Raw genomic sequence first — 26436 nt, 5'->3', positions numbered from 1 at the left:
CATCCCGAACTCAGCAGTGAAACGATGCATCGCCGATGGTAGTGTGGGGTTTCCCCATGTGAGAGTAGGTCATCGTCAAGATTAAATTCCGAAACCCCAATTGCGAAAGCAGTTGGGGTTTTGTTTTGGCCGCAGGAAAGTTTCAGCTCGCGACAGGTAATACGTTCACCAACGTATTACCTGCCCCAACCGTCGCTAACCTTGAGCGCGAGAAGTCATGCTACGCGCCGTCGTCCGTTTCAACTTTACCCAGTGCTGCGCTCACGGCGCTGACATGGCGTTTGCCATTCACGTCATAACTAAGCCCAGTGGCTTCGGCATCCGGTTTGCGCAATACCAGTTGTGCCGACAATCCTTCCTTTTCGTAGTAGCTGCCGAACCAGTTGATCAACGCGCCGATATAACAATCATTGCCAATGACAACCCCCAGATTCGTGACAACTTCGAGGGTGTAGGGCGCCATGCCATAGCTGTAATAGTCGTTTTCTCCTGCGCCACTGGCCGGGACAGGGCAGAGCGGCGTGTTCGCTGAACTGACTTCTCCCGCCTGCGTCGCTTTGCTTATCGCCCGGTCAAGTGTCTGTTGCAGAGCGGGCTCCAACTCGTAAGTGGTGGTGCCGTCTTCCTTATGTTGAAGGGTGGGCACCTTCAGGTCGTAACGGTAATGAACCGCTATCGTCGGTACCCGATTGTTGATTCTGAGCGGGTTTAGCAAGTAAAGCTGATCAACTCCGTAGGCACCACTGCGATAAGCCGCATACACTTTTCCACGGATACTTATCCATTTTGCTGATTGGTTGGCGCCGCGGTCATTGGTGTGGAACAACGAACTTTCCGCGGCCGGGCTTCTCTTGATGAAACGCTCGCCGGTTCGCCGCCAGGTCTCCGTGTAGGTAAACAGACCTGTGCCGCCGGTGTAGGTATCGACGATAAGGTCGCGCTGACCATCGTCGTCCATGTCCAGCAGGGTGTACGTGGAGTGACCGAAATCGGCAGCGCCGGAAATGTCCGACGTCCTCAGCGCCTGCCACTCGTCTGGCGTGAGACCTGCGGGCTTCGATTTCGGAAAGTGCGTGTCGCTTGGATCATCCTTGTCGACGTCTCCAGAGAACGAGGTCTTGCCCGCGCGGATGCCAAAGGCTTCAAGCGTACGCTCCAGGGCAAACTCCGGATTATCCTTGCTCGCTGCTTGAATGCTGTTGCTCAGTTCATGCATCACTTGCGTATCGAGGTCATCCGGTGGGTAGGCAAGCGCGTCCGTCAACAGTGCCTGAAGGACTTTCAGGCGCTCGTCATAACGCTGATTCAGGCACGAGACATCGTCGGCGCATTCATTGCGAGCCTTTAACCACAGTCGTTGAGTACGTTTCAGTTCGGGCTGTACCTGGGCGGACGCCTTTATTAATGCTCGATAAACAGAGCCCATCTGTACATCTTGTTCATAAAGTCCTTTGCCCGCGCAAACAGTGTTTTCGGCGGCATTCGCCGCTTTTGTGCAATCCATTCCAGCCGCCATTGCCTGCTGAACAAACAGCAGAGCGCAAGCGGACACGATGTAGCGTCCTTTGATGTACACGATGTAAGCCTTGTAGTGGGAAGTTGTCTTGGCGCGCAGGGTAAATGCTCGCAGAGGAATCTTGAAGCGCTGGCTTCAGGGAACCGCACTTCTGGCCGATAACCCATTCGGTGACTTAAAAGTCGCGCGAAATCGCTTGATAGCATTTTGCCGCCAGCTATCATCTGCGCGCCTGAAATTGCCCTCACTTCAATTGCCTGGAAATCTTCGATGCTGTCGTATCACCAAAAAAGTTTTCTGATCGTCGATGATTTCTCGGATTTCCGCAGTTCCGTGCGTTCGATGCTGCGTGAGCTCGGGGTCAAGGACGTCGACACGGCCGATACCGGTGAGCAGGCGCTGAAGATGTGCGCGCAGAAGTCCTACGATTTCATTCTGCAGGATTTCCATCTCGGCGATGGCAAGAAGAACGGCCAGCAGGTGCTCGAAGATCTGATGTCGGAAAAGCTCATCAGCCATGAAGCGGTGTTTGTCATGGTGACGGCCGAGACCAGTCAGGCGATGGTGCTCAGTGCTCTGGAGCACGAACCGGATGCGTACCTGACCAAGCCGTTCAACCGCTCCGGCCTGGCCCAGCGCCTGGAGCGTCTGGAACAGCGCAAGACGTTGCTCAAACCGATTCTACAAGCCCTCGATCGCGGCAAACCGGTCGAGGTGCTTAACGCCTGCATCGCCCTGTGCAAGCAGGACATTCGCTATTCACCGCTGTGCCTGCGTTATCGCGCCGATGCGCTGCGCGAGATGAATCAGAACGAAGCGCTGGAACGACTCTATGACAGCATCATTGCTGACCGGCCGTTGCCATGGGCATTTGCCGGACTTGGCAAATTGCTGTTCAAGCGTGGCCAAGTGGCGCAAGCCAAGGGCGTTTATGAAAAGGCCCTGAAGGTGTTCCCGATGATGCCGGCGCTGTACGACGGCATGGCCGATGTACTGGTCGCCGAAGGCGATAGCAAAGGTGCGCAACGGGTGCTGGAGGAGGCGATTCGCCTGTCTCCCTTGGCGGTGCGTCGGCAGGCGTTGCTGGGCAAACTGGCGATGGCCAACGAAGACTTCGACACCGCGTCCCGCGCCTATCGTCAGGCCGTAGCGCAAGGCGCGCAGTCGCGCTTCAAGGATCCGGAAAGTAATCTCGGCCTGGCTCACGCGCTGATCAGCAAAGGCAGTGAGCGCGGGCTCGACACGCGCACACGCCTGGAGATCAACACCACGCTCAGTGCGGTGGCCAAAGAAAACCCGAGCGACCCCGGCCTGCAGATTCGCGCGCGTCTGATGAAAGCCACCAGCCTGCTGCTCAACGATGCCGAGACCGCTGACAAGCTCACCGAGCAAGCGCTGATGCGCCTCGACGGCATGGAGCAGTTCATGAGTCCGGAAGCTGCGCTGTTGGTCGCCAAGCAATTGCAGATGCTCGGACAGGCCGAGGCGGGCACCTCGATGCTCAAGAGCTGCGCGGAGATCTACGGTGACGATCCGGCAGTAATGAAAGACATCGCCAAGCTCACTGATGACCCGACTATCCTCAGTTCCAGCAACGCCGCTGCTGACCTCAACCGTCAGGGCGTGCGCGTGTACAAGACCGGCAACCTGGTGGAGGCCCGTGATGTGTTCCGCAAGGCGCTGAAGATGCAACCGAAGAACATCAGTATTGCGCTGAACATGGCCCAGTCGCTGCTCCACGGCACCGACATCAGTGTGCCGTCGGCGGAACTGGAAGAATGTCGGGCCTGCCTGAAAATGGTTGGCCTGATGCCCGACACCGACGCGCGTTTTGCGCGTTATCAGAAGCTGAAAAGCAAGGCGTTTGGCGAATGAACCACGACGAGCAAGCTCTGGATTTTTCTACGGTGATCGCCTCCACCGTCCACGACATGAAGAACTCGCTGGCCATGCTCATGCAGGCCCACAGCCAATGGCTGGCGCGGTTGCCTGAGGCGCAACGGCTAGGCGCGGAGCAAGGCGTGATCGACTTCGAGTTTGCCCATCTCAACGGCATGCTGGTGCAACTGCTCGGGCTGTACAAGCTCGGCGTCAACCAGATGCCGCTGCAACCGGCCTATCACGAACTCGATGACTTTATCGAGGCGCAACTGGCGGCGCATCAGGAGGTGTTTGCCAGTCGCGGGATCATCGCCACCTATGAAGTCGATCCGCTGAGCCCGTTGGGCTTCTTCGACCGTGAGCTGATTGCTTCGGTGCTGGGCAACTGCATCAATAACGCCATTCGTTACGCCCGCGAATCGCTGCTGATCACCGTCAGTGACGAGGCCGGGCAACTGGTGCTGAGTATCAACGACGACGGCGACGGTTATCCGGCCGAGATGCTCGAGCGCCAGGCCGATTATGTACAGGGCATCAATCACAGCAGTGGCAGCACCGGGCTCGGTTTGTATTTCGCCAATCGTATCGCGGCGCTGCATCAGCGCAATGGTGTCGAAGGGCGCACCGAAATCCGCAACGGCGGACCGCTTGGCGGCGGGGTGTTCAGCCTTTATCTGCCGTGACACAGGTTTTTGTTTGACGCTGCTTGATATTCCGAACAGCCGGAGCCTATTTTGTGCGGGTCGCCGTTCGCGGCTCGCACAATAACAAGGATTGCGTCATGACAACCGATGGCCAGCGTTCACTCGCGCAGCGATTGACCGGCATTGATGAGATTGAGTGTGTTACGCCGGATTTGAATGGCGTGCCGCGCGGCAAAGTGATGACCGCTGAGGGTTTCCTCGAAGGGCGGCGTCTGCAACTGGCCCGTGGCGTGCTGTTGCAATGCATCATGGGCGGTTACCCGGCAGCACGGTTTTACGGCAGCGACGACGGCGATCTCGCCCTGATTGCTGACCCGACCCAGATCCATCGTTTGCCATGGAGTGACGACCCGCGTGCCCTGGCGATTTGCGATGCCGATGAGTTGAGCGGCGAGAGCTCCAACCTGTCGACTCGCGGTCAGCTCAAGAAAGTCATTGCCCGTTATGCCGCGCGCGGCCTGGCGCCGGTGGTGGCGACCGAGCTGGAATTCTTTGTCTTCGCGCCGAATACCGATCCGACCCAGCTGTTCCGTCCGCCAGTAGGCCTTGACGGGCGTCGCGAGGATGGCCAATCGGCGTTCAGCGTCAGTTCCAATAACGGTCTGCGGCCGTTCTTCAACGAAGTCTATAAGTGCATGGCGGCACTCGGTCTGCCGCGCGATACCTTCATGCACGAGATGGGCGTCAGCCAGTTCGAGATCAATCTGCTGCACGGTGATCCACTGCTGCTGGCCGATCAGACGTTCCTGTTCAAGCACCTGCTCAAGGAAGTCGCGCTCAAGCACGGCCTGACCGTGGTGTGCATGGCCAAGCCGCTGGCACACACGCCAGGCAGTTCGATGCACATTCATCAGAGCATCGTCGAGACCGCTAGCGGCAAGAATGTCTTCAGTGATGCGCACGGCGAGCCAACCGCGATGTTTCGCCACTTCATCGGTGGCCAGCAGGCGGGCATGGCCGATTTCACCGCACTGTTTGCACCTAATGTGAATTCCTATCAGCGCCTGTGCCATCCGTACGCATCACCGAACAACGCCTGTTGGTCGCACGACAACCGGGCGGCCGGCCTGCGAATTCCGGCCAGTTCGCCGGTTGCCCGTCGGGTGGAAAACCGTTTGCCGGGCTCCGATGCGAATCCGTATCTGGCGATCGCCGCCAGTCTGGCTGCCGGTTTGCACGGGATCGAGAATGAGCTGGAACCGAGCGAAGCGATTCAGGGCGAGTTCGCGGTGCCGGACAATCTTGCGCTGCCGTGTACCTTGCACGCCGCGCTCGAACGTCTGAAACGTAGCCAATTGGCGAGGGAACTGTTCGGACAGGAGTTCATCGAAGGCTACATCGCTTCGAAGACCATGGAGTTGACCAGCTTCTTTGATGAAATCACTCCCTGGGAACGACGTGTTCTAGCAGCCCAGGCCTGACGTACCGCCGCCATCGGGCTATCGTTCTGGTAGCCCGATATCTACTGCAAGGAGCCGCTCGGAACGCCGATGCGCCAAATCTGGAAATCCTTTCGAGCACTGTATTTCGCCTCGCTGATGATGTTGATCGGCTCGGGCCTTCTATCCACTTATCTGGCATTGCGTCTGGCCGCTGACAATGTCGACGGCCTCTGGGTCGGCGCGCTGATGGCGGCCAACTATTTCGGTCTGGTGCTGGGTGGCAAGATCGGTCACCGACTGATTGCCCGGGTCGGGCACATCCGTGCTTATTCGGCCTGTGCCGGGATCGTCGGGGCGGCGGTGCTTGGCCACGGTCTGGTCGATTGGCTGCCGGCGTGGCTGGTGCTGCGGACCATCGTCGGTCTGGGCATGATGTGCCAATACATGGTGATCGAGAGTTGGCTCAACGAACAGGCGGACGCCAATCAGCGTGGCCTGGTGTTCAGCGGCTACATGATCGCTTCGTACCTGGGCCTGGTCCTCGGCCAACTGATTCTGGTCATGCATCCGGGCCTGGGGCTGGAACTGCTGATGCTGGTCGCGCTGTGTTTCGCCCTGTGTCTGGTGCCCGTGGCATTGACGCGGCGGATTCACCCGGCGCCACTGCATCCGGCGCCGATGGAGCCACGCTTCTTTATCAAGCGCGTACCGCAGTCGTTGAGTACGGTGCTGGGTGCCGGTTTGATCATCGGCTCGTTTTACGGTCTGGCACCGCTGTACGCCTCGCAACAAGGGCTATCGACCGAGCAGGTTGGTCTGTTCATGGGTAGCTGCATCTTTGCCGGTTTATTGGTGCAGTGGCCGTTGGGCTGGTTGTCCGATCGTTATGACCGGGCGCTGCTGATTCGCTGCTTTGCCGGGTTTTTGGCGGTGGCGGCGTTGCCGTTGGCCGTGCTGCCGCAGGTTCCGCTGGAGGTGTTGTTCGGGGTTGGTTTCCTGTGTTCACTGGTGCAGTTCTGTCTGTACCCACTGGCAGTGGCATTCTCCAACGACCACGTCGAAGGCGATCGTCGCGTGTCGCTGACCGCGATGCTGCTGGTGACTTATGGTGTCGGTGCGAGCATCGGACCGTTGCTTGCGGGCGTGTTGATGAAGCTGTTTGGCAGCCAGAGCCTGTATGCGTTCTTCAGCTTCTTCGCGTTGGTGCTGGTGTGGCGGATCCGGCCGAAAGCGGTGACCAATCTGCATCAGGTCGACGACGCGCCGCTGCATCACGTGGCCATGCCGGACAGCATGTCCAGCTCACCGCTGGTGGCGGCCCTCGATCCTCGGGTAGACGAGCAGGTGGTGCAGGAGCAGATGGTGCAGGATCCGGTGCAGACGCCGGCGAGTCCCGAGCCTGAAGCTGATACTCCGTCAGAGCCTGCGGCAGAAGTCGAATCGGATACCGATAAACCCGCGCCTGATCTCAGCGGCGGTAGACCCTGAACTGAACAAAAAACATCGCGCATAAAAAAGGGCAGTCCCGCCAAGGACTGCCCTTTTTATTGGCCGTGCGAATCAGAGATCGTCTTTGTCGAAACGGCGTGCTTCACGTTGCAACTGATACACGAAACGCTCAACGTTGCGCGCAGCCTGGCCACTGATGTTGTGGAAACGCAGACCGGCAAAGGTGATGTTGAGTTTTTCTTCGAAATGCAGATAGCGCAATTCGACGGAGATCGGCTGGTTGCCGAACAGCGGCGGGGCGATCAAGCGGTCATAAACCTGGCCCAATTGCAGGCGGTCGGTGATATCACCTTCGAAACGCAGCTTGCAGCCGGTCGCGGAGATATCCAGCAGTTTGCCGTTGATTGGCGCCTTGAGTTTTTCGCCGCCCAGTTCAACGCTGACCAGATCGGTCAGTTTTAGTGCCGCACGGAAGGCATTGCGGCGCTGGTGGTAAACCACTTCAGTCGGCAGTGCGCCGGTGTAGAAACGATCACCCTCGGATTCTTCGATATTCAGCGTGCCGGTGCATTCCCAGGCGATGCGCACGCCTTCATGAAAACCTTCAACCTTGAATGGCTCACCGGCCTGCAGGAAGCGTTCGCCATCACGCGGGATCATCTCGTCCAGTGCGATCGTAGCGCTGTCGCGGTCGACTTTGATCAGATAGCTCTGGAAGCGCTGGCTGCGCTCATGAAAGGTGATGATCAGCGGATCGTGGCTTTCTTGCAGCTGGCGCAGGTTGCTGGAGATTTCCAGTGGCGTGGTAAGCACCTTAGGGGGCTGCGGAGCATCATCCGCGCTGAGGGCGTTGGACACGGTTTATCAATCTCCAGACAAAATATGACGACTAGCCAGCATTTTGCCAGCATGTTTCGCGGGTTGATAGAGCTGGCGCATCAACGGCTCATGCCTGGCTGAGCGGACGCGGTGTGGCGGGTTTGGCAAATGTACCGCTGGCGTTATACAGCGCCGGCGCTTCACCGCCGGTGAGGATCTTCAGCTGATTGGCCGTGGCGGCCTGCTGGATCTGGATCGACTGGCCGTTCTTGACGTTGGCGGCCTGGCATTGAGCGATCAGATCGGTCAATGCATCGCCTTGCGCCAACAACTGCTCGCCAATGCTCGACTGGCCAGCCAGTTGCTCCAGACCGCTGCGGTCTGTCGGCAAGTTGAGGCTGGCGAGGATTTCGCTGCGTTTGCGGCCATGCTGTTCAAGCAGAATGATCAATGCCTGTTTATGCGCCAGAATTTCTTCCAGCAAGGGCATGTCGCGACCGTGCAACGCGAGGGATTCGGTTTGCAGCAACTCCAGCAATTGTTGAGCTGGAGCAAAGTCGTCGTTGATCAATTGCAATAAATTAGTGTCGTGCATGGCTGGCCTTGGGTTTTAAGCGTCCAAAAGCCTGGCGCCGGCAAAAGCCTAGCGCTGGGCTTCGAAGTTGAGCAGTTTGCTGGCTACACGGTTGCTGTCGACTTTATAGCTGCCATCGGCAATCGCGGCTTTCAACTCGGCCACACGGGCTTTGTCGACAGCAGGTTGATCGCGCAGCTTGTCAGTGACCTTCTGCAACTGTTGAGCCTCATTGCTGAGGTGTACCGATTCCCCGCTTTTTGCGGTACTGGCCGGTTCGGCCTGGGTATTCAGCGGCGCGGAGGTACCGGTTTCGGCGGTTTCCTTGGCGTTGCTGGTACGTGTACTGCCCGTAAGTGACGAGGAGCTGTTCAAACGGCTGAAATCGATGACCATGATAAAAACCTCTGGGAATTTGGACGCTTGCCATGTTTTCGGCCATCCCCTGGAAAACTTTAGGCACATTTACAATGAGCCTTGCATGCGCCGGCGCGTGTCCTGCTGCGGCACAGTTTAGGGAACAGCCGGGGTCAGCGCCAGTTTTCTACATCGCCACTTCCACTTGGCCGGGCGCGGTGACTTGCGCCTTGATGACCCTTTGCGAGTTGAGGTTTTTCACCCGGATCTGTTCTTTCAAACCGCCATTGGCCAGCGCTTCACCGGGCATGCGCACGGCGAGTGTGCCGCTGCGGGCAGTGATGACCACTTGATCACCCTTGCGAATGACTTCCGCCTGTTCCAGATGGACCAGAGTAATGACCTGATCGGCTACCGTTGGTCGGGTTAATTTCTGCCCGATCGCTTCGTCTACCGAGGTCAGAAAGCCTTGGTTGATCGTGCTCACGTCGCGTTCACGCAGGGTCACGTCCTGTGGTTCGATGATCCCTGCACGTTTCAGCGGTCGGGTGGTTGTCACAATCTCGCGAAACAGGCGGACTTGAGCGGGCACGAACACAGTCCAGGGCGAGGCGCCCTCACAACGGACCTTCACGGTAACCCGGCCCAGCGGACGTGCCGGACTCTCCAAAGTCGCTGTCAATTCCTTGTCGCACATAGGCATGCGCATACGGGGGTCGAGCTGGTTTACTTCGATCTCGTAGCGGCCTTCCGTTTGACTGGTGGCCAGATAGTCTTCTACGGTGAACTCAAGAAAGCCCTGAGTGACGCCGATAAGCATGTCAGGCAAGGTAACCGCATCAGCAATGGCAGGGCTGCCAGCGAAAAAGCAGCAGACGGCGGACATCGCGCAAAGGCTTTTGCGAGCGCGGGAGGTCAGGTGTCGGAAAAATGTCGTTTGAGCGTTCATACGAGTTAAAAAGCAAGCGCCGTGCCGTTTAGCAATGAATGTGCGTCGCAACAACACTTGGCGTTGGTGTAGGAGTCTGGGCATGGCTGGTGTAATGGATTCGGTGAACCAGCGCACGCAACTGGTGGGGCAGAATCGCCTGGAGCTGTTGTTGTTCCGTCTTGACGGTCAGCAGCTCTACGGAATCAACGTGTTCAAGGTGCGGGAAGTGTTGCAGTGCCCGTCGCTGACGTTGATGCCCAAGTCCAGTCCTGTCGTGTGCGGGGTGGCAAATATCCGGGGGGCGACCATTCCGATCCTTGATCTGGCAATGGCCACCGGTTCCGGAGCGTTGAAGGACAAGAACAACCCGTTCGTGATCATCACGGAGTACAACACCAAGACCCAGGGTTTCCTGGTCCGCTCGGTGGAGCGCATCGTCAACATGAACTGGGAAGAGATTCATCCACCGCCCAAGGGCACGGGTCGCGATCACTACCTGACCGCTGTGACTCGGGTGGACAATCAGTTAGTCGAAATCATCGACGTCGAGAAAGTGCTGGCGGAAGTTGCGCCGACACCGGAAGCGATTTCGGTGGGCGTGGTCGATGTCGAGACCCAGACCAAGGCACTGTCATTGCGTGTCTTGACGGTCGATGACTCGTCGGTGGCGCGCAAGCAGGTCACGCGTTGTCTGCAGACAATCGGGGTCGAAGTGGTGGCGCTGAACGACGGCAAACAGGCGCTGGATTACCTGCGCAAGCTGGTCGATGAGGGCAAGAAGCCGGAAGAAGAGTTCCTGATGATGATTTCCGACATCGAGATGCCGGAGATGGACGGGTACACCCTGACGGCGGAAATCCGCGGCGACGCACGCATGCAAAAGCTTCATATCATCCTGCATACTTCGTTGTCGGGGGTATTCAATCAGGCGATGGTCAAGAAAGTCGGTGCAGATGACTTTTTGGCCAAATTCCGTCCTGATGACCTCGCATCCCGGGTAGTCGACCGGATCAAAGCAGCAGATATCAGCTAGGAGCGTTTTGCTCCTGGCGGTCAACACGATTTAAGAGGCGGCATCATTGTCTACGGGTAATTTGGATTTCGAACAGTTCCGGGTCTTCCTGGAAAAAGCCTGTGGCATTCTGCTCGGTGAAAACAAGCAGTACCTGGTCTCGAGCCGTCTCAACAAACTGATGGAGCAGCAAGGCATCAAATCCCTGGGTGAGCTGGTTCAGCGCATCCAGACCCAGCCGCGCAGCGGTTTGCGCGAGCAGGTGGTCGATGCCATGACGACCAACGAAACCCTGTGGTTTCGTGACACCTATCCGTTTGAAGTCTTGAAGAACAAGGTGCTGCCTGAAGCGATCAAGGCCAGCCCCAACCAGCGCTTGCGGATCTGGTCAGCGGCGTGCTCGTCGGGCCAGGAACCGTACTCGCTGTCGATGTCGATCGACGAGTTCGAGCGGACCAACCTTGGTCAACTGAAGATGGGCGTGCAGATTGTTGCCACTGATCTGTCCGGCCTTATGCTGACCAACTGCAAGACCGGCGAGTACGACAGTCTGGCCATCGGTCGTGGTTTGTCGCCGGAACGCCTGCAGCGTTACTTCGACCCGAAAGGGCCGGGCCGCTGGGTGATCAAGGCGCCGATCAAGAACCGGGTAGAGTTCCGTTCGTTCAACCTGCTCGACAGCTATGCCGCGCTGGGCAAGTTCGACATCGTGTTCTGCCGCAACGTGTTGATCTACTTCTCTGCCGAAGTGAAGAAAGACATCCTGTTGCGCATTCACAGCACGTTGAAGCCGGGCGGTTATCTGTTCCTTGGCGCTTCCGAAGCGTTGAACGGCTTGCCGGATCATTACCAGATGGTGCAGTGCAGCCCGGGGATTATTTACCAGGCGAAATGATTGCAGCGGCAATACAAAAAAACGGGAAGCCTTAAGGCCTCCCGTTTTTTTATGCCCCAATTATTTTATTTCCCACGAACACCACACCCCCCCTGTGGGAGCGAGCCTGCTCGCGAAAGCGGTCTGTCAGTAAAACAGTTGGCGACTGACACGCCGCCTTCGCGAGCAGGCTCGCTCCCACAGGGGATCTGCGTTGACCTGGCAAGGACGGCAAGCGGCAGAAAAGCGGCATCCGGCGGAAACCGGTTGCCGCTTTTCTGGCATTGCCGCTTTGCCGATGCCCCGCAAAGCCCCGGTTTATGGGTGTTTTGCCGTTTGGCACGGCGCTTGCTAAAGCTCAGTTACGAAAAACCGGTCACCTGAAGGTTCCCGACATGAGCATCAGCTTCGATAAAGCGCTCGGCATTCACGAAAAGGCATTGGGCTTCCGCGCCCAGCGTGCCGAAGTGCTGGCCAACAACATCGCCAACGCCGACACCCCGAACTACAAGGCTCGGGATCTGGATTTCTCCAAAGTGCTTGAAGCACAGACCCAGAAAAACGCTAACGGCACCATCGCCCTGAACATGACCAACAGCCGTCACATCGAAGCTGAAGGCCTGGGCAATGGCGACGAATCGCTGATGTATCGCACGCCGATGCAACCGTCGATCGACCAGAACACCGTGGACGCTCAACTGGAACAGTCGAACTACGCGGAAAACGCCGTCGGCTTCCAGGCCAGCTTCACCCTGCTCAACAGCAAATTCAAAGGGCTGGTGTCAGCCCTGCGCGGAGAGTAATCCATGTCCCTGTCCAGCGTTTTCAACATTGCCGGCAGCGGCATGAGCGCACAAACCACGCGTCTGAACACCGTGGCGTCGAACATCGCCAACGCCGAAACCGTCTCGTCGAGCATCGACCAGACCTATCGCGCCCGTCACCCGGTGTTCGCCACCATGTTCCAGGGCGGCCAGAACAGCGGCAGCAATTCACTGTTCCAGAGCCAGGACGCGGCCGGTCAGGGCGTACAGGTGCTCGGTGTGGTCGAAGACCAGAGCAACCTCGAAGCGCGCTACGAGCCGAACCATCCGGCGGCCGACGCCAAAGGCTACGTCTACTACCCGAACGTCAACGTGGTGGAAGAAATGGCTGACATGATTTCCGCGAGCCGCTCGTTCCAGACCAACGCCGAAATGATGAACACCGCCAAAACCATGATGCAGAAGGTACTGACCCTCGGTCAGTAATAAGGGGCGACTGCCATGAGTGTTTCCGATACCACCAGCAGCCTGAGCATGAATGACATCCTGGCGAACTCGTCGAAAAAGACCAGTTCGACCACCGGTGGCATTGCTTCGGCGACCAACAGCGCCACCGGCGGCCAGGCACTGGGCAAGGATGCGTTCCTGCAATTGCTGGTCACCCAGCTGAAAAACCAGAACCCGCTTGATCCGCAGGACAACAGTGCCTTCGTTGCGCAGTTGGCACAGTTCAGCAGCCTTGAGGGGATCACCACCCTCAACAGCACTGTCAGCTCGCTGGCCGGCAACTACAACTCCTCGCAGGCGTTGCAGGCTTCGTCGCTGGTGGGTCGCAATGTGATCGTGCAGACCAACTCGGTTCAGCTCGACGATCCGAGCAAAGGCATGACCGGCTCGGTCACCGTTCCGTCGTCGATTGCCGGCGGCACCGTCAGCATCACCGACAGCAGCGGCACGGTGGTTCGCACCATCGATCTGGGCAGTCGCGCCGCAGGCAGCGCGAGCTTCACCTGGGACGGCAAGGACAAGGACGGCAATCTGGTCAAGACCGGTACCTATACCGTCAAGGCCAACGCATCGATCAATGGCACCTCGACCGACATGGCGACCTACCTGCCGGCCACCGTCACCAGCGTGACGATCAGCCAGACCGGCGGCGAGCTGATGCTCAACCTGTCCGGCAAGGGCACCGTTGCCCTGTCCAAAGTACAAACCATTGGTATATAGAGCCGACTAACCGGCACAAAGGAGTGGAATATGTCTTTCAATATCGGCCTTAGCGGTCTCTATGCAGCCAACAAACAACTGGACGTGACCGGCAACAACATCGCCAACGTCGCGACCGCCGGTTTCAAATCGTCCCGTGCAGAATTCGAAGACGTTTACTCGTCGACTCGCCTGGGCAGCGGCAGCAAAGTGATCGGCAATGGTGTGCGTCTGGCCAACGTTTCCCAGCAGTTCACCCAAGGTGACATCAACAACACCGGCAACGTGTTGGACATGGGCATCAACGGTTCCGGTTTCTTCACCATGAGCAACAATGGCTCGGTGTCCTACACCCGTGCCGGTACGTTCAAGGTCGACAACGCCGGTTACATCACCAACACCGACTACACCTCGCGTCTGCAAGGTTATGGTGTGGATGCCAACGGTAAGATCGTCAATGGTGTGTTGACCGACCTCAAGATCGACACTTCAAACCTGGCGCCTAAGTCCACCTCGCTGGTGACCTCGACCATCAACCTGAACTCGACTGCGCCAGTGATCGACGACACAGTGGCCGCCGGCAAGTTCGATCCGAGCAACCTCGCGACCTACACCAAATCGTTCAGCACGCCGATCTATGACAGCCAGGGCAACATGCACCCCATGGATCAGTACGTGGTGAAAACCGGTGCCAACACCTGGAAGGTCTATACCCTGGTGGACGGTCGTAACCCGGATGCAACGGGCAGTGATCCAAAAGTCACCGCGCCGGTGCCTTCCACCATGACCTTTGACTCCGCTGGCAAGCTGACGCAGGTCAGCACCCTGCCTGGCCCGGTGATCAGCAGTGACCTGAAGCTCACGGGTTGGGTGCCGGGTAATGTCGTCAATGGTACGTTCAAGGCTAATGGTGCGGCCGCGAACCCGGCAGGTATCACCATTTCGATGGCTCAGACCACCCAGTACAACGCTGACACCGCGCGTTCGATCCCGACGCAGGATGGTTACGCCACTGGCCAGATCACCAACCTGACCATCGACGGCACCGGTACGCTGTTCGCCAACTTCAGCAACAACCAGAGCAAGGCTATTGGCCAGGTCGCACTGGCGAGTTTCACCAACGAACAAGGCTTGCAGGCAGTCGGCGGCACTAGCTGGAAGGAGACTTTCGCTTCGGGTATTCCAGGCTACGATGCGCCGAAAACCGGTACGTTGGGTGAGGTGGTTTCCAACTCGCTGGAAGAGTCGAACGTTAACCTGACCAACGAGCTGGTAGACCTGATCAAGGGCCAGAGCAACTATCAGGCGAACGCCAAGACCATCTCGACTCAGAGCACCATCATGCAGACCATCATTCAGATGACCTGATTCTGGTATCTGCTTGTGCAAGGAAGCCCCTCTTTTGAGGGGCTTTTTTGTTGGGCTTTTTTTGGGGGGGGGGCTGTTTTGATTGGGTGTATATCCGTTGCTTCGGGTGCTGCGGCTGGCGGTTCGCTCTTACAGCGACTCACTCCGACCAATCTCCGATTGCACACTCCCAATCCCACTGTGGGAGCGAGCTTGCTCGCGAAGGCGACCTGAGAGCCAGGCAGCCTCTGCCAGATGTACTCAACTTCTGTAAGCGCTGCCGAAGGTAAACGGCGCCCAAAAGAAAACCCCCGACACACCAGAAGTCTGTCGGGGGTTTTATTTTGCCTGGAAGAATCAGGCGTCTCGCAACGCCTGATTCAGCTCAGCTTATTGGCAAGCTTCGCAATCCGGCTCGTCGATCGCGCAAGCCTTTGGCACTGGAGCAGGACCGGCAGGTGCTGCCAGAACCGAATCGTCGCCGTGGTTGCCGCCGCTGGAAACAGCGTTCAGCTTGCCGGTGTTGATGGTCGACTTCTCGGTGCTGGTCGCGGCCAGGGCACGGAGGTAGTAAGTGGTTTTCAGGCCACGGTACCAGGCCATGCGGTAGGTCACGTCGAGCTTCTTGCCCGATGCGCCGGCGATGTACAGGTTCAGCGACTGGGCCTGGTCGATCCACTTCTGACGACGGCTGGCGGCGTCAACGATCCACTTGGTGTCCACTTCGAACGCGGTCGCATAAAGCTCTTTGAGTTCTTGCGGGATGCGCTCGATCTGCTGAACCGAACCGTCGTAGTACTTCAGGTCGTTGATCATGACCGAGTCCCACAGACCGCGAGCTTTCAGGTCGCGAACCAGGTACGGGTTGATCACGGTGAATTCGCCCGACAGGTTCGATTTCACATACAGGTTCTGGTAGGTCGGTTCGATCGACTGCGAGACGCCGGTGATGTTGGCGATGGTCGCGGTCGGTGCGATGGCCATGATGTTCGAGTTACGAATACCTTTCTGTACACGGGCGCGAACCGGTGCCCAGTCGAGGGTTTCGTTCAGGTCGACATCGATGTACTTCTGGCCACGGGCTTCGATCAGGATCTGTTGCGAATCCAGCGGCAGGATGCCTTTGGACCACAGCGAACCCTGGAATGTCTCGTACGCGCCACGCTCGTCAGCCAGGTCGCAGGACGCCTGGATCGCGTAGTAGCTGACCGCTTCCATCGACTTGTCGGCGAACTCGACGGCAGCGTCGGAACCGTAAGGGATGTGCTGCAGGTACAGCGCGTCCTGGAAGCCCATGATGCCCAGACCGACCGGACGGTGCTTGAAGTTGGAGTTCTTCGCTTGTGGCACCGAGTAGTAGTTGATGTCGATCACGTTATCGAGCATGCGTACAGCGGTGTTCACGGTACGTTGCAGCTTGGCGGTGTCCAGCTTGCCGTCAACGATGTGGTTCGGCAGGTTGATCGAGCCCAGGTTGCAAACGGCGATCTCGTCCTTGTTGGTGTTCAAGGTGATTTCGGTGCACAGGTTCGAGCTGTGAACCACGCCGACGTGCTGCTGCGGGCTGCGCAGGTTGCACGGGTCTTTGAAGGTCAGCCATGGGTGGCCGGTTTCAAACAGCATGGAGAGCATTTTGCGCCACAGGTCTTTGGCCTGGATGGTCTTGAACAGTTTGACCTTGCCTGGGTATTCGGTCAGCGCTTCGTAGTACTCGTAGCGCTCTTCGAAGGCTTTGCCGGTCAGGTCGTGCAGGTCCGGTACTTCGGATGGCGAGAACAGGGTCCACTTGCCGTCATCGAAAACACGCTTCATGAACAGGTCAGGGATCCAGTTGGCGGTGTTCATGTCGTGGGTACGACGACGATCATCACCGGTGTTCTTGCGCAGTTCGATGAACTCTTCGATGTCCATGTGCCAGGTTTCCAGGTAGGCACAGACAGCGCCTTTGCGCTTGCCACCCTGGTTAACGGCTACAGCGGTGTCGTTCACCACTTTGAGGAACGGCACAACGCCTTGCGACTTGCCGTTGGTGCCCTTGATGTACGAACCCAGAGCGCGAACAGGCGTCCAGTCGTTGCCCAGGCCACCGGCGAATTTCGACAACATGGCGTTGTCGTGGATCGCGTGGTAGATGCCCGACAGGTCATCCGGCACGGTGGTCAGGTAGCAGCTCGACAGCTGTGGACGCAGGGTACCGGCGTTGAACAGGGTCGGGGTCGACGACATGTAGTCGAAGGAAGACAGCAGGTTGTAGAACTCGATCGCACGGTCTTCTTTCTGCTTCTCTTCGATCGCCAGGCCCATGGCCACGCGCATGAAGAAGATCTGCGGCAGTTCGAAACGCACGCCATCCTTGTGGATGAAGTAACGGTCGTACAGGGTTTGCAGGCCCAGGTAGGTGAATTGCTGATCACGCTCGTGGTTGATCGCCTTGCCCAGTTTTTCCAGGTCGAAGGAAGCCAGCACAGGGTTCAGCAGTTCGAACTCGATACCTTTGGCGATGTAAGCCGGCAGTGCCTTGGCGTACAGGTCGGCCATTTCGTGGTGAGTGGCGCTTTCGGCCACACCGAGGAAACCCAGACCTTCGGCACGCAGGGTGTCCATCAGCAGGCGGGCAGTCACGAACGAGTAGTTCGGCTCACGCTCGACCAGGGTACGGGCGGTCATCACCAGGGCGGTGTTGACGTCGGTCAGGGCCACGCCGTCGTACAGGTTTTTCAGGGTTTCGCGCTGGATCAGGTCGCCGTCGACTTCTTCCAGACCTTCGCAGGCCTCGGTGACGATGGTGTTCAGGCGGCCCATGTCGAGCGGCGCCAGGCTGCCGTCGGCACGGGTAATGCGGATCGACGGGTGAGCGTTGACCGCTTCTTCGGCCGGCGCGTGGGCAGCACGTTCTTTCGAACGACCGTCACGGTAGATCACGTAGTCGCGAGCGACTTTCTGCTCACCGGCACGCATCAGGGCCAGTTCGACCTGGTCCTGGATTTCTTCGATGTGGATGGTGCCACCCGACGGCATGCGACGCTTGAAGGTCGCGGTGACCTGTTCGGTCAGACGGGCAACGGTGTCATGGATTCGCGACGAAGCGGCAGCGGTGCCGCCTTCAACTGCGAGGAACGCTTTGGTGATAGCGACGGTGATCTTGTCATCGGTGTAAGGAACGACAGTGCCATTGCGCTTGATCACGCGCAGTTGACCAGGCGCGGTGGCTGCCAGATCCGAATTCGAATCAGCGGCCTGCGGCAAGGTGCCCTGCGGGTTCTCGCGAGTTGTGTCGGTTTGCATGGGGGGTGGTCTCCACATTCTCTATGTTTGTTTGGGCACCATCATGGTGCCCACCGTTCTGTCCAGAAGCACTACAGCCGACGGGCGTCGGGTATAACAACTTCGGGACAGTAGGAAAAAAGGCTGATGAAGCCGCATCCTTGCCGAAGTTTTTGGCTACGAGCCAGGGCTCGAGCCGGATTCCTTCCCGGGTGACAGTAATGACTGCAACACCCGTACCGTTCTCGCCGCTGCGAGGTAAAAAACGGTGCCATCCGCAAGTGCGGTTTGGGCTTTGAAAAACTTGCTGGGTTCAACCGGAAACAGGCAATAAATCGCTTGAGTTTCAGGTCTGAAATGTGGTTGGGCGTTTAAGCGGAAAACCCTATATGTGGGGTCTCTCCCTGCGCCGTGCTACAAGATAATGCGTTTCACGGGTGCTTGCAACGTACTAGCTGTGGATAAACCTGTGCGTAAATTGTGTAAGAAATCCGGAATTCGCGTGTAGGCCGCGAACCTGCTGAGCTAGACCGTCTGTCACTGTTTTTTCACCGGGAAAAACGCTTCAGCGGATTTTTAAGGGCGCGAACCCTATCACAAAAAACTGCCTTGTCCGAACGCATTTACCGACTTGTGTTCTGGCTGGACGCCGTTTATACAATCGGCCCATGCGCAGGCATTCTTATCCTCTAGAAACATGACAAAAGGACGGGAGGATCACGCTGAATATCGCGTACCCCTGTAGGAGCTGCCGAAGGCTGCGATCTTTTGATCCTGATCTTGAAAAGCAAGATCAAAAGATCGCAGCCTCGTTTCACTCGACAGCTCCTACAGGGGATTGTGTGTCCGGGCAATCGCCTTCCTTTTATTAATAACAATAGAAAGCAGAGGTCACCGGTGGAGCAACAAGCCTTTGAGGTATTGATCGTCGAGGATGACCAGCGGCTGGCCGAATTGACGCGCGACTACCTGCAAGCCAATGGACTGCGCGTGAATATCGAAGGCAACGGGGCGCTGGCGGCGGCGCGGATCATCAAGGAGCAGCCGGATCTGGTGATCCTCGATCTGATGCTGCCGGGCGAAGATGGCCTGAGCATCTGTCGCAAGGTGCGCAATCAGTATGACGGGCCGATTCTGATGCTCACCGCACGCACTGACGATGCCGATCAGATTCAGGGCCTCGACCTCGGTGCCGACGATTACGTGTGCAAACCGGTGCGCCCACGGCTGTTGCTGGCGCGCATTCAAGCGTTGCTGCGCCGTAGCGATACACCTGAACCGCTCGCCGAAAAATCCCGCCGTCTGCAATTTGGCCCGCTGGTGGTCGACAACGCCTTGCGCGAAGCGTGGCTGAGCGACAACGGCATCGAGCTGACCAGCGCCGAATTCGATCTGCTCTGGCTGCTGGTGTCCAACGCCGGGCGGATTCTGTCCCGCGAAGAAATCTTCACTGCACTGCGCGGCATCGGCTATGACGGTCAGGACCGTTCGATTGATGTGCGCATCTCGCGCATCCGCCCGAAAATCGGCGACGACCCCGACCATCCACGCCTGATCAAGACCATTCGCAGCAAAGGTTATCTGTTCGTTCCTGAAGCCTGCGTAGATCTGCCGCTGTGAACTCGATCTTCCTGCGCATCTACGGCGGCATGTGCGCAGCGCTGATTCTGGTGGCGGTGCTCGGCGTGCTGGCGCTGAATCTGCTCAATCAGGTGCGCAGCGAGCAGTATCGCGAGCGGCTGGCACACGGCACGTTCTCGCTGATGGCCGGCAACCTGCAACCGATGAATGAAACCGAGCGCCATCGCGCGTTGCTGGTGTGGGAGCGTTTGCTGGGGATTCCGCTGGCGCTGAAGAAGTTCGCCGAGACCGATCTCGATCTGACCCAGCGCACCCGCGTGCAACGGGGGCAGGCGTTGGTCGAGCAGACCGGTCCGCACGCAGCGAAGGTTTACCGGATGGTCAGCGACAAGGAACAGCTCGTACTGGTGGGTGAAGTTCAGCAAATCAGCGAGCAACTGGCCCGCGCAACCATTTACCTGCTGGCCGATGAACTGGTGCGCGTGCCGGTCGCCGAGCAACCCAAGCGCCTCGCACAGATAAAGGACGAGAAGGGCTTCGGTTTCGATTTGCGCCTGGTCACGGTGAATGACGCCGACATGGACGAAGACCAGAGCCGCCGCGTGGCCGAAGGCGACACGGTGATGGCGCTGGGCAAGGGCGGCGATTCGATCCGCGTGTTTGCCGGCATGGTCGGCACGCCGTGGGTGCTGGAAATCGGGCCGCTGTATCAGATGAACCCGTATCCGCCGGAATGGCTGGTGCTGATTGCGGCACTCGGCCTGACCCTGATCGGCCTCATTGTTTATCTGTTGGTGCGCCAGCTCGAACGCCGTTTACGCGGCCTCGAAGCGGCGGCCACGCGCATTGCCAAGGGCAGCCTGGAAACTCGTGTGCCGGCGCGCGGTGCCGACTCGGTCGGGCGTCTGGCGGCGGCGTTCAACGGCATGGCCGAGCACTTGCAGCAGCTACTGGCAATCCAGCGCGAACTGGTGCGTGCGGTCTCTCATGAACTTCGCACGCCGGTGGCGCGTCTGCGTTTCGGTCTGGAAATGATTGGCTCGGCGACCACCCCGCAAGCGCTGGAGAAATACCGCGAAGGCATGGATCACGACATCGAAGACCTCGATAAGCTGGTCGATGAAATGCTCACCTATGCGCGACTGGAGCAGGGTTCGCCGGCGCTGACGTTCCAGCGCATCGATCTGGATGCGCTGGTCAATCAGGTGATTGAAGAGCTGGCGCCGTTGCGCGCCGAGGTCACTGTGCAGCGGGGATTGTGCCTGTCTGCCGCCGATAACGATGATGCCTGGGTCGAGGCCGAGCCGCGTTATCTGCACCGGGCATTGCAGAATCTGGTGAGCAACGCCATGCGCCACGCACGCTCGAAGGTGACGGTGAGTTATCAGGTCGGGCAATTGCGCTGTCGCGTGGATGTCGAAGATGACGGCCCGGGCGTGCCGGAAGTAGCGTGGGAGCGGATTTTCACGCCGTTTCTACGCCTGGATGACAGCCGTACGCGGGCGTCGGGCGGGCATGGCCTGGGCTTGTCGATTGTGCGACGGATCATTCACTGGCATGACGGCCGGGCGATCATTGGCAAGAGCAAGAGTCTGGGTGGGGCTTGCTTTAGCCTGAGTTGGCCGAGGAATCAGGAACGCCGTTGAGTCTTGTGTTGGTTCGGCAGGCCTCATCGCGAGCAGGCTCACTCCTACAGGGGAACGCATTTCAAATGTAGGAGTGAGCCTGCTCGCGAAAGCGCGAGCGCCCGCAACACAAATCTTCAGGCTTTGATGCTGACCAGACTCAACAACTGCCCATCCCGCACCCCGAACTGCGCCTCCAGTTCAACGCCGTTACGCCACTCGGCCGACAAGTCCGCCAACAGCCGCAACCTCACTTGACCCGCTTCAGTCCACTCCAGCACTTCAGCGTGCTCGAAATAAAAGCGCTTCTGCACAATCGGGTACAGCGCTTTGAACAGACTTTCCTTCACCGAAAACGTCAGCGTCACCCACAGCGCCAACTGATCCCGCGAGGCGGCCGTCATGCGTTGCATTTCAGGTGGCGTCAGAATCTCCCCAGCCAGCCGCTCGGCACGTTCGGTGTCGAGCAGGTTTTCCAGATCCATGCCCAAACCGCGCCAGTGCCTTTTGTTGGCGACAATCGCTGCCGCGCGTCCGGTGCTGTGCGTGATTGAGCCGCAGATATGCGCGGGCCATATCGGCGCGCGGTCTTCACCAATCGCTGGCACAACGCTGCTGCCTTCCAGTTGCTGCAACGCTGCACGGGCGCAAATCCGCCCGGCGAGGAATTCCGCCTGACGTTTGGCCACCGAGCGCTGAATGCTTGGCGGGGCAACGACGGCGCTGCGCTGGAAATCATCGCCGAGCAGTTGTGCCGGATCGAAATGGGTGCTGAGCAGCACGGTATCAGGCAACACCGTCGGCAACGGCCAGTGGCTGTCGAGCGCGGTGCAGCAGGCGGGGAGGGCGGGGGTGAGATTCATGGCGGGCATTTTGCCGGTTAGTCGAGACAAGGTCGAGATGATCGTTCCCACGCTCTGCGTGGGAATGCCTCAATGGACGCTCTGCGTTCGCTTTGGGACGCAGAGCGTCCCGGGCTGCATTCCCACGCGGAGCGTGGGAGCGATCAGGTGCGGAGGGGTCAGCTAAAGATTTTCTGCAAGAACGCTTTCATGTCCGCCCAGGATTTTTCATCCGCTGCCTTGTTGTACCCGATGTCCGGGCCACCGTGCTCGCCATGGCTCAGGCGATCGGCATCCGGATTGGTAAATCCGTGCTTGGCGCCGTCGAGGCTGACGAACTTATAGTCAGCGCCAGCCTTGTCCATTTCCGTCTTGAACGCCGTGACATTGTCTGGAGTGACCATGCTGTCCAGCGCACCGTGTTCGACCAGAATCTTCGCCTTCACACTGCCGGGTGTCGCCGGGGTCTTGGTCGCCAGCGCGCCGTGGAAACTCACCACACCTGCCAGCGGCTCTCCTTGTCGCGCGGCGTTGAGCACCACGCCGCCGCCGAAGCAGTAACCGATGGCGGCGATTTTGTTGACGTCGGTCTGCGCCTGCTTCTTCAGCAAATTCAGCCCGGCCTCAAAGCGCTTGCTGGAAGCCGCCGCATCCTGAGTCGCCGCCTGCATGAACGCCATCGCGTCTTTCGGGTGCTCGGTGTTCTTGCCTTCGCCGTACATGTCGATCGCCAACGCGCTGTAGCCAAGTGCGGCGAGATCGCGTGCGCGGCGTTTGGCGTAATCGTTCAGGCCCCACCATTCGTGCACCACGACGACACCCGGGCGTTTGCCTTGGATGGCGTCGTCGTAGGCGTAGTAGCCGATCAGTTTCGTGCCGTCGGCGCTCTGATAGGGGATTTCTTCAGTCTTGATCGCAGCCTGAGTGAGGCTGCTGACAGCCAGCAAAGTAAGGGCGAGGAACAGGCGCATGGTCGGGTCTCCTGACAATAAAGGGTCAAAACAGCCTAGTTCATTTGGTTCAGGTCAGGTTCAGAGACGGTTCAGGGGCGGTACAGGGGGAGGTCAGTAACCTTGCGCCATACCCAAACAGCACTGTGAAAGAGGAAATACCCATGACTTTTAACAAACTGTTGCTGGCATTGACCGTAATGAGCGCCAGTATCGCGGCCCAGGCTGACACCACTTCGAATTTCGCCGGCCTGTCCTTCGGCCAGACCAGCGACAAGATTGACAAGTCCCACGCACTGAACAACAACCTCGACCACCCGAACGCCACCGGCGCCATCGACGGTAACAACACCTACGGCGTACGCCTCGGTCAGCAAAACAGCCAGGGTCGCTACTACGCCACCTACGACAACGTGTCGGGCTCGCACAATGGCATTAAACTGCGTCAGGAAAACCTGCTGGGCAGCTACGATCTGTTCTACCCGGTAGGCGGCAGCACCAAGTTGTTCGGTGGCGCGACGGCGGGTTTGACCAAGCTGACTCAGGAATCGCCAGGCTTTAGCCGCGACAGTGATATTGGTTACGCCGTCGGTGGTCAGCTCGGTGTGTTGCAACAAGTATCGCAAAACACTTCGGTCGAACTCGGTTACCGTTACCTGCGCAGCAATGCCAGCACCGAGATGAGCGAACGCGGTGGCAGCAAGCAAGGTTCGCTGGATTTGACCAGCAGCGCGCAGACTTACCTGTCGGCTAACTACAATTTCTAAGGAGTTGCCAGCAGGTTCAATGTGGGAGCGAGCCTGCTCGCGAAAGTGCCGGTTCAGTCGATGAGATGTCGACTGAACCATCGCCTTCGCGAGCAGGCTCGCTCCCACAGGTGTGTGACTGGAGATTCTGATTTATCCGGGAGAGTGTTATGAAACTGTTGGTCGTCGAAGATGAAGCGCTGTTGCGCCATCACCTGCAAACCCGCCTGACGGAAAGTGGCCACGTGGTCGAGTCCGTGGCCAATGCCGAAGAGGCGCTGTACCAGACCGGACAGTTCAACTTCGACCTGGCGGTGATCGATCTCGGCCTGCCGGGCATGGGCGGTCTCGACCTGATTCGCCAATTGCGCGCGGCGGGCAAGACCTTCCCGATCCTGATCCTCACCGCGCGCGGCAACTGGCAGGACAAGGTCGAAGGCCTCGCCGCCGGCGCCGACGATTACGTGGTCAAGCCGTTCCAGTTCGAAGAGCTCGACGCGCGCCTGAACGCCTTGCTGCGCCGCTCCAGCGGTTTCACCCAGTCGACCATCGTCGCCGGGCCGCTGCTGCTCGACCTCAATCGCAAACAGGCGAGCCTCGACGAGCAACCGCTGGCGCTGACCGCCTACGAGTACCGCATCCTCGAATACCTCATGCGCCATCACCAGCAAGTGGTGCCCAAGGATCGCTTGATGGAGCAGCTCTACCCGGACGACGACGAGCGCGATCCAAATGTCATCGAAGTGCTGGTCGGCCGTCTGCGCCGAAAACTCGAAGGCCCGGCCGGGTTCAAGCCGATCGACACCGTGCGCGGCCTCGGCTACCTGTTCAATGAGCGCTGCACTTGATTCGTTCCCTTCGCGTTCGCTTGATGCTCGCCGCCACCACGTTGGCGGTATTGTTCATGCTTGCCTTGCTGCCGGCGATGCAAGGCGCGTTCAGCCTCGCCTTGCAGGATTCCATTGAGCAGCGGCTGGCCTCGGACGTGACCACGCTGATCTCGGCCGCGCGCATTGAAAACGGTCGGCTGGTGATGCCGACGCAACTGCCGGATGAGCGCTTCAATCTCACCGACTTCCGTTTGCTCGGCTACATCTACGACCGCGAAGGGCATCTGGTGTGGCGCTCGAAAGCCACCCAGGAAGAGCAGATCAACTATAAGCCGCGCTATGACGGCCTCGGTAACGAGTTCGCGCGGATTCGTGAAACCAACGGCCAGGAATTCTTCGTCTACGACGTTGAAGTGAAATTGCTCGGCGGCAAAAGCGCGGCGTTCAGCATCGTCGCCCTGCAACCGGTGCGCGAGTACGAAACCACCCTCGAAGGCCTGCGTGAAAATCTCTATCTGGGCTTCGGCGCTGCGTTACTCGTGTTGCTGGCGCTGTTGTGGATCGGCCTGACCTGGGGCCTCAAAGCCTTGCGCCGGCTCAGTCAGGAACTCGACGAAATCGAAGGCGGTACCCGTGAAAGCCTCACCGAACAACATCCACGCGAACTGCTGCGCCTGACCGGCTCGCTCAACCGTTTGCTGCACAGCGAGCGCCAGCAGCGCAGTCGTTATCGCGATTCCCTCGATGACTTGGCGCACAGCCTGAAAACCCCGTTGGCGGTGTTGCAAGGTGTCAGCGAAGACATGGCCCAGCGTCCCGAAGAGCGCGATCAGGCCTGGGTGCTGCAAAGCCAGATCGAACGCATGAGCCAGCAGATCAGCTATCAACTGCAACGGGCCAGCTTGCGCAAAAGCGGACTGGTGCGACATCAGGTGCGCTTGCAACCGGTGCTGAAAAGCCTCTGCGACACCCTCGACAAGGTGTATCGCGATAAGCATGTGCGCGTGGCATTCGATCTGCCTGAGCACTGCTATGTGCCGATCGAGCAGGGCGCGTTGCTGGAGATGATGGGCAACTTGCTGGAAAACGCCTATCGCCTGTGCCTGGGCGAGGTGCGCATCAGCGTGCGTGAGACTCTGGCCGGGATTGAACTGTGCGTCGAAGATGACGGCCCGGGCGTGCCGCCGGATCAGCGTGCGCGGATTCTCGAGCGTGGCGAGCGGCTGGATGCCCAGCATCCGGGGCAGGGGATCGGGTTGGCGGTGGTCAAGGACATTATTGAAAGCTACAACGCCAAACTCGCGTTGGGCGATTCACCGATGGGTGGGGCGGCGTTCAGGATTCATTTTCCTGCGGTGTGATCGGGAGTTGCCCTCACCCTAACCCTCTCCCAGAGGTAGAGGGGACTGACCGAAGTGTCTTGCGAAAATGATCGACCTGAGCGATTTGAGTCGAATATGGATTCAATAGAGAGCTTGCAGGTCGGCGTATTTCTCAACCATCCCCCAATCAGTCCCCTCTCCCTGAGGGTGTCTGGCGTTTTATATCGACCTGAAATAGCCAGTCGATTATGGATTCAGTAGAGAGCGTTCAGGTCGGCCTACTTCTTGAGCATCCCTCAATCAGTCCCCTCTCCCTCCGGGTGTATGTACCGCAGACATGGTGGACACATGTTCGGAGACATGGTGGACGGTTTTAGATCTTCTTACCTGCCGTCACGATCTGCAAGTTCAAGTCGATTCGGGCGATACGATGTCTACTCCAGTAGACATCGTGGATGCC

23 protein-coding genes are annotated in these 26436 nt (G+C 58.6%); 15 read left to right on the top strand and 8 right to left on the bottom strand.

What is annotated here, in order from left to right; all coding sequences use genetic code 11:
* Positions 1-220: 220 nt before the first annotated feature.
* Positions 221-1576 (bottom strand): lysozyme inhibitor LprI family protein, encoded by a 1356-nt coding sequence (locus tag CKW26_RS29145; RefSeq protein WP_095051115.1) that lies wholly within the window; start codon positions 1574-1576, stop codon positions 221-223.
* Positions 1577-1786: 210 nt separating this feature from the next.
* On the opposite strand from CKW26_RS29145, the gene CKW26_RS29140 reads away from it, so the two are divergent.
* From CKW26_RS29140 to CKW26_RS29125, 4 genes are all read left to right on the top strand, one after another.
* Entirely contained in the window at positions 1787-3391 is a 1605-nt protein-coding gene (locus tag CKW26_RS29140; protein WP_095051114.1) for a tetratricopeptide repeat-containing response regulator, read from the top strand.
* Positions 3388-4080 carry a sensor histidine kinase KdpD gene (locus CKW26_RS29135; protein WP_093442086.1) on the top strand — a complete coding sequence of 231 codons (693 nt, stop codon included), beginning with the start codon at positions 3388-3390 and terminating at the stop codon, positions 4078-4080. Before CKW26_RS29140 ends, CKW26_RS29135 begins: the two co-directional genes overlap by 4 nt.
* 200 nt (positions 4081-4280) lie before the next feature.
* On the top strand, positions 4281-5522 hold the full coding sequence (locus CKW26_RS29130; protein ID WP_177409300.1) for a glutamine synthetase family protein: 1242 nt from the start codon (positions 4281-4283) through the stop codon (positions 5520-5522).
* Between the two features lie 69 nt (positions 5523-5591).
* Complete coding sequence (locus CKW26_RS29125; RefSeq protein ID WP_095051112.1) at positions 5592-6971, top strand: MFS transporter; 1380 nt, start codon at positions 5592-5594, stop codon at positions 6969-6971.
* 72 nt (positions 6972-7043) lie between these two features.
* Here the strand turns inward: CKW26_RS29125 and CKW26_RS29120 are convergent, their stop codons facing one another.
* From CKW26_RS29120 to flgA, 4 genes are all read right to left on the bottom strand, one after another.
* Positions 7044-7790, bottom strand: coding sequence for a flagellar brake protein (locus CKW26_RS29120; protein ID WP_093442101.1), 747 nt, complete (start codon positions 7788-7790; stop codon positions 7044-7046).
* Positions 7791-7878: 88 nt separating this feature from the next.
* Positions 7879-8346: a flagella synthesis protein FlgN gene (locus CKW26_RS29115; RefSeq protein WP_095051111.1), complete on the bottom strand. Its 468-nt coding sequence runs from the start codon at positions 8344-8346 to the stop codon at positions 7879-7881.
* A 48-nt stretch (positions 8347-8394) separates the two neighbouring features.
* Positions 8395-8721, bottom strand: a complete 327-nt coding sequence (flgM, locus tag CKW26_RS29110; RefSeq protein WP_077574151.1) for a flagellar biosynthesis anti-sigma factor FlgM — start codon at positions 8719-8721, stop codon at positions 8395-8397.
* A gap of 148 nt (positions 8722-8869) precedes the next feature.
* The gene (gene flgA / locus CKW26_RS29105; protein ID WP_026000512.1) at positions 8870-9631 is read right to left on the bottom strand and encodes a flagellar basal body P-ring formation chaperone FlgA; all 762 of its coding nucleotides are present in this window, start codon (positions 9629-9631) and stop codon (positions 8870-8872) included.
* 82 nt (positions 9632-9713) lie between these two features.
* Between flgA and CKW26_RS29100 the strand changes: the two genes are divergently transcribed.
* From CKW26_RS29100 to flgE, 6 genes are all read left to right on the top strand, one after another.
* The gene (locus CKW26_RS29100) at positions 9714-10646 is read left to right on the top strand and encodes a chemotaxis protein CheV (RefSeq protein ID WP_007917585.1); all 933 of its coding nucleotides are present in this window, start codon (positions 9714-9716) and stop codon (positions 10644-10646) included.
* Between the two features lie 46 nt (positions 10647-10692).
* On the top strand, positions 10693-11520 hold the full coding sequence (cheR, locus tag CKW26_RS29095) for a protein-glutamate O-methyltransferase CheR (protein ID WP_016983976.1): 828 nt from the start codon (positions 10693-10695) through the stop codon (positions 11518-11520).
* A 374-nt stretch (positions 11521-11894) separates the two neighbouring features.
* A complete protein-coding gene (gene flgB / locus CKW26_RS29090; protein ID WP_007917581.1) occupies positions 11895-12302 on the top strand; it encodes a flagellar basal body rod protein FlgB in 408 nt (135 codons plus the stop codon).
* 3 nt (positions 12303-12305) lie between these two features.
* Positions 12306-12749, top strand: a complete 444-nt coding sequence (flgC, locus tag CKW26_RS29085; protein WP_003227217.1) for a flagellar basal body rod protein FlgC — start codon at positions 12306-12308, stop codon at positions 12747-12749.
* A gap of 15 nt (positions 12750-12764) precedes the next feature.
* A complete protein-coding gene (gene flgD, locus CKW26_RS29080; protein WP_095051110.1) occupies positions 12765-13490 on the top strand; it encodes a flagellar hook assembly protein FlgD in 726 nt (241 codons plus the stop codon).
* A 30-nt stretch (positions 13491-13520) separates the two neighbouring features.
* A complete protein-coding gene (gene flgE, locus CKW26_RS29075; RefSeq protein ID WP_095051109.1) occupies positions 13521-14837 on the top strand; it encodes a flagellar hook protein FlgE in 1317 nt (438 codons plus the stop codon).
* A 369-nt stretch (positions 14838-15206) separates the two neighbouring features.
* On the opposite strand, the gene CKW26_RS29070 is transcribed toward flgE, so the two are convergent.
* A complete protein-coding gene (locus tag CKW26_RS29070; protein WP_095051108.1) occupies positions 15207-18101 on the bottom strand; it encodes a ribonucleoside-diphosphate reductase subunit alpha in 2895 nt (964 codons plus the stop codon).
* An 876-nt stretch (positions 18102-18977) separates the two neighbouring features.
* On the opposite strand from CKW26_RS29070, the gene CKW26_RS29065 reads away from it, so the two are divergent.
* Positions 18978-19700 carry a response regulator gene (locus CKW26_RS29065; protein ID WP_095051107.1) on the top strand — a complete coding sequence of 241 codons (723 nt, stop codon included), beginning with the start codon at positions 18978-18980 and terminating at the stop codon, positions 19698-19700.
* The gene (locus CKW26_RS29060) at positions 19697-21307 is read left to right on the top strand and encodes an ATP-binding protein (RefSeq protein WP_095051106.1); all 1611 of its coding nucleotides are present in this window, start codon (positions 19697-19699) and stop codon (positions 21305-21307) included. The genes CKW26_RS29065 and CKW26_RS29060 overlap by 4 nt, the downstream gene beginning before the upstream one ends.
* Before the next feature lie 116 nt (positions 21308-21423).
* Here the strand turns inward: CKW26_RS29060 and CKW26_RS29055 are convergent, their stop codons facing one another.
* Positions 21424-22149 carry a 4'-phosphopantetheinyl transferase gene (locus CKW26_RS29055; protein ID WP_095051116.1) on the bottom strand — a complete coding sequence of 242 codons (726 nt, stop codon included), beginning with the start codon at positions 22147-22149 and terminating at the stop codon, positions 21424-21426.
* Between the two features lie 158 nt (positions 22150-22307).
* Positions 22308-23099 (bottom strand): dienelactone hydrolase family protein, encoded by a 792-nt coding sequence (locus CKW26_RS29050; RefSeq protein ID WP_095051105.1) that lies wholly within the window; start codon positions 23097-23099, stop codon positions 22308-22310.
* 143 nt (positions 23100-23242) lie between these two features.
* On the opposite strand from CKW26_RS29050, the gene CKW26_RS29045 reads away from it, so the two are divergent.
* The 3 genes from CKW26_RS29045 (at position 23243) to CKW26_RS29035 (ending at position 26015) form a co-directional block, all read left to right on the top strand.
* Positions 23243-23845: an outer membrane beta-barrel protein gene (locus CKW26_RS29045; protein WP_095051104.1), complete on the top strand. Its 603-nt coding sequence runs from the start codon at positions 23243-23245 to the stop codon at positions 23843-23845.
* Positions 23846-23994: 149 nt separating this feature from the next.
* The gene (locus CKW26_RS29040; RefSeq protein ID WP_093442145.1) at positions 23995-24672 is read left to right on the top strand and encodes a response regulator transcription factor; all 678 of its coding nucleotides are present in this window, start codon (positions 23995-23997) and stop codon (positions 24670-24672) included.
* The gene (locus tag CKW26_RS29035) at positions 24669-26015 is read left to right on the top strand and encodes an ATP-binding protein (protein WP_095051103.1); all 1347 of its coding nucleotides are present in this window, start codon (positions 24669-24671) and stop codon (positions 26013-26015) included. The genes CKW26_RS29040 and CKW26_RS29035 overlap by 4 nt, the downstream gene beginning before the upstream one ends.
* Positions 26016-26436: the final 421 nt, after the last annotated feature.

This window comes from Pseudomonas sp. Irchel s3h9 (genome assembly GCF_900187475.1).
In the GTDB taxonomy this organism is placed as follows: Bacteria; Pseudomonadota; Gammaproteobacteria; order Pseudomonadales; family Pseudomonadaceae; genus Aquipseudomonas; species Aquipseudomonas neuropathica.
The sequence above is the reverse complement of the archived record's forward strand: the minus strand, read 5'-3'. Positions and strand labels throughout refer to the sequence as shown.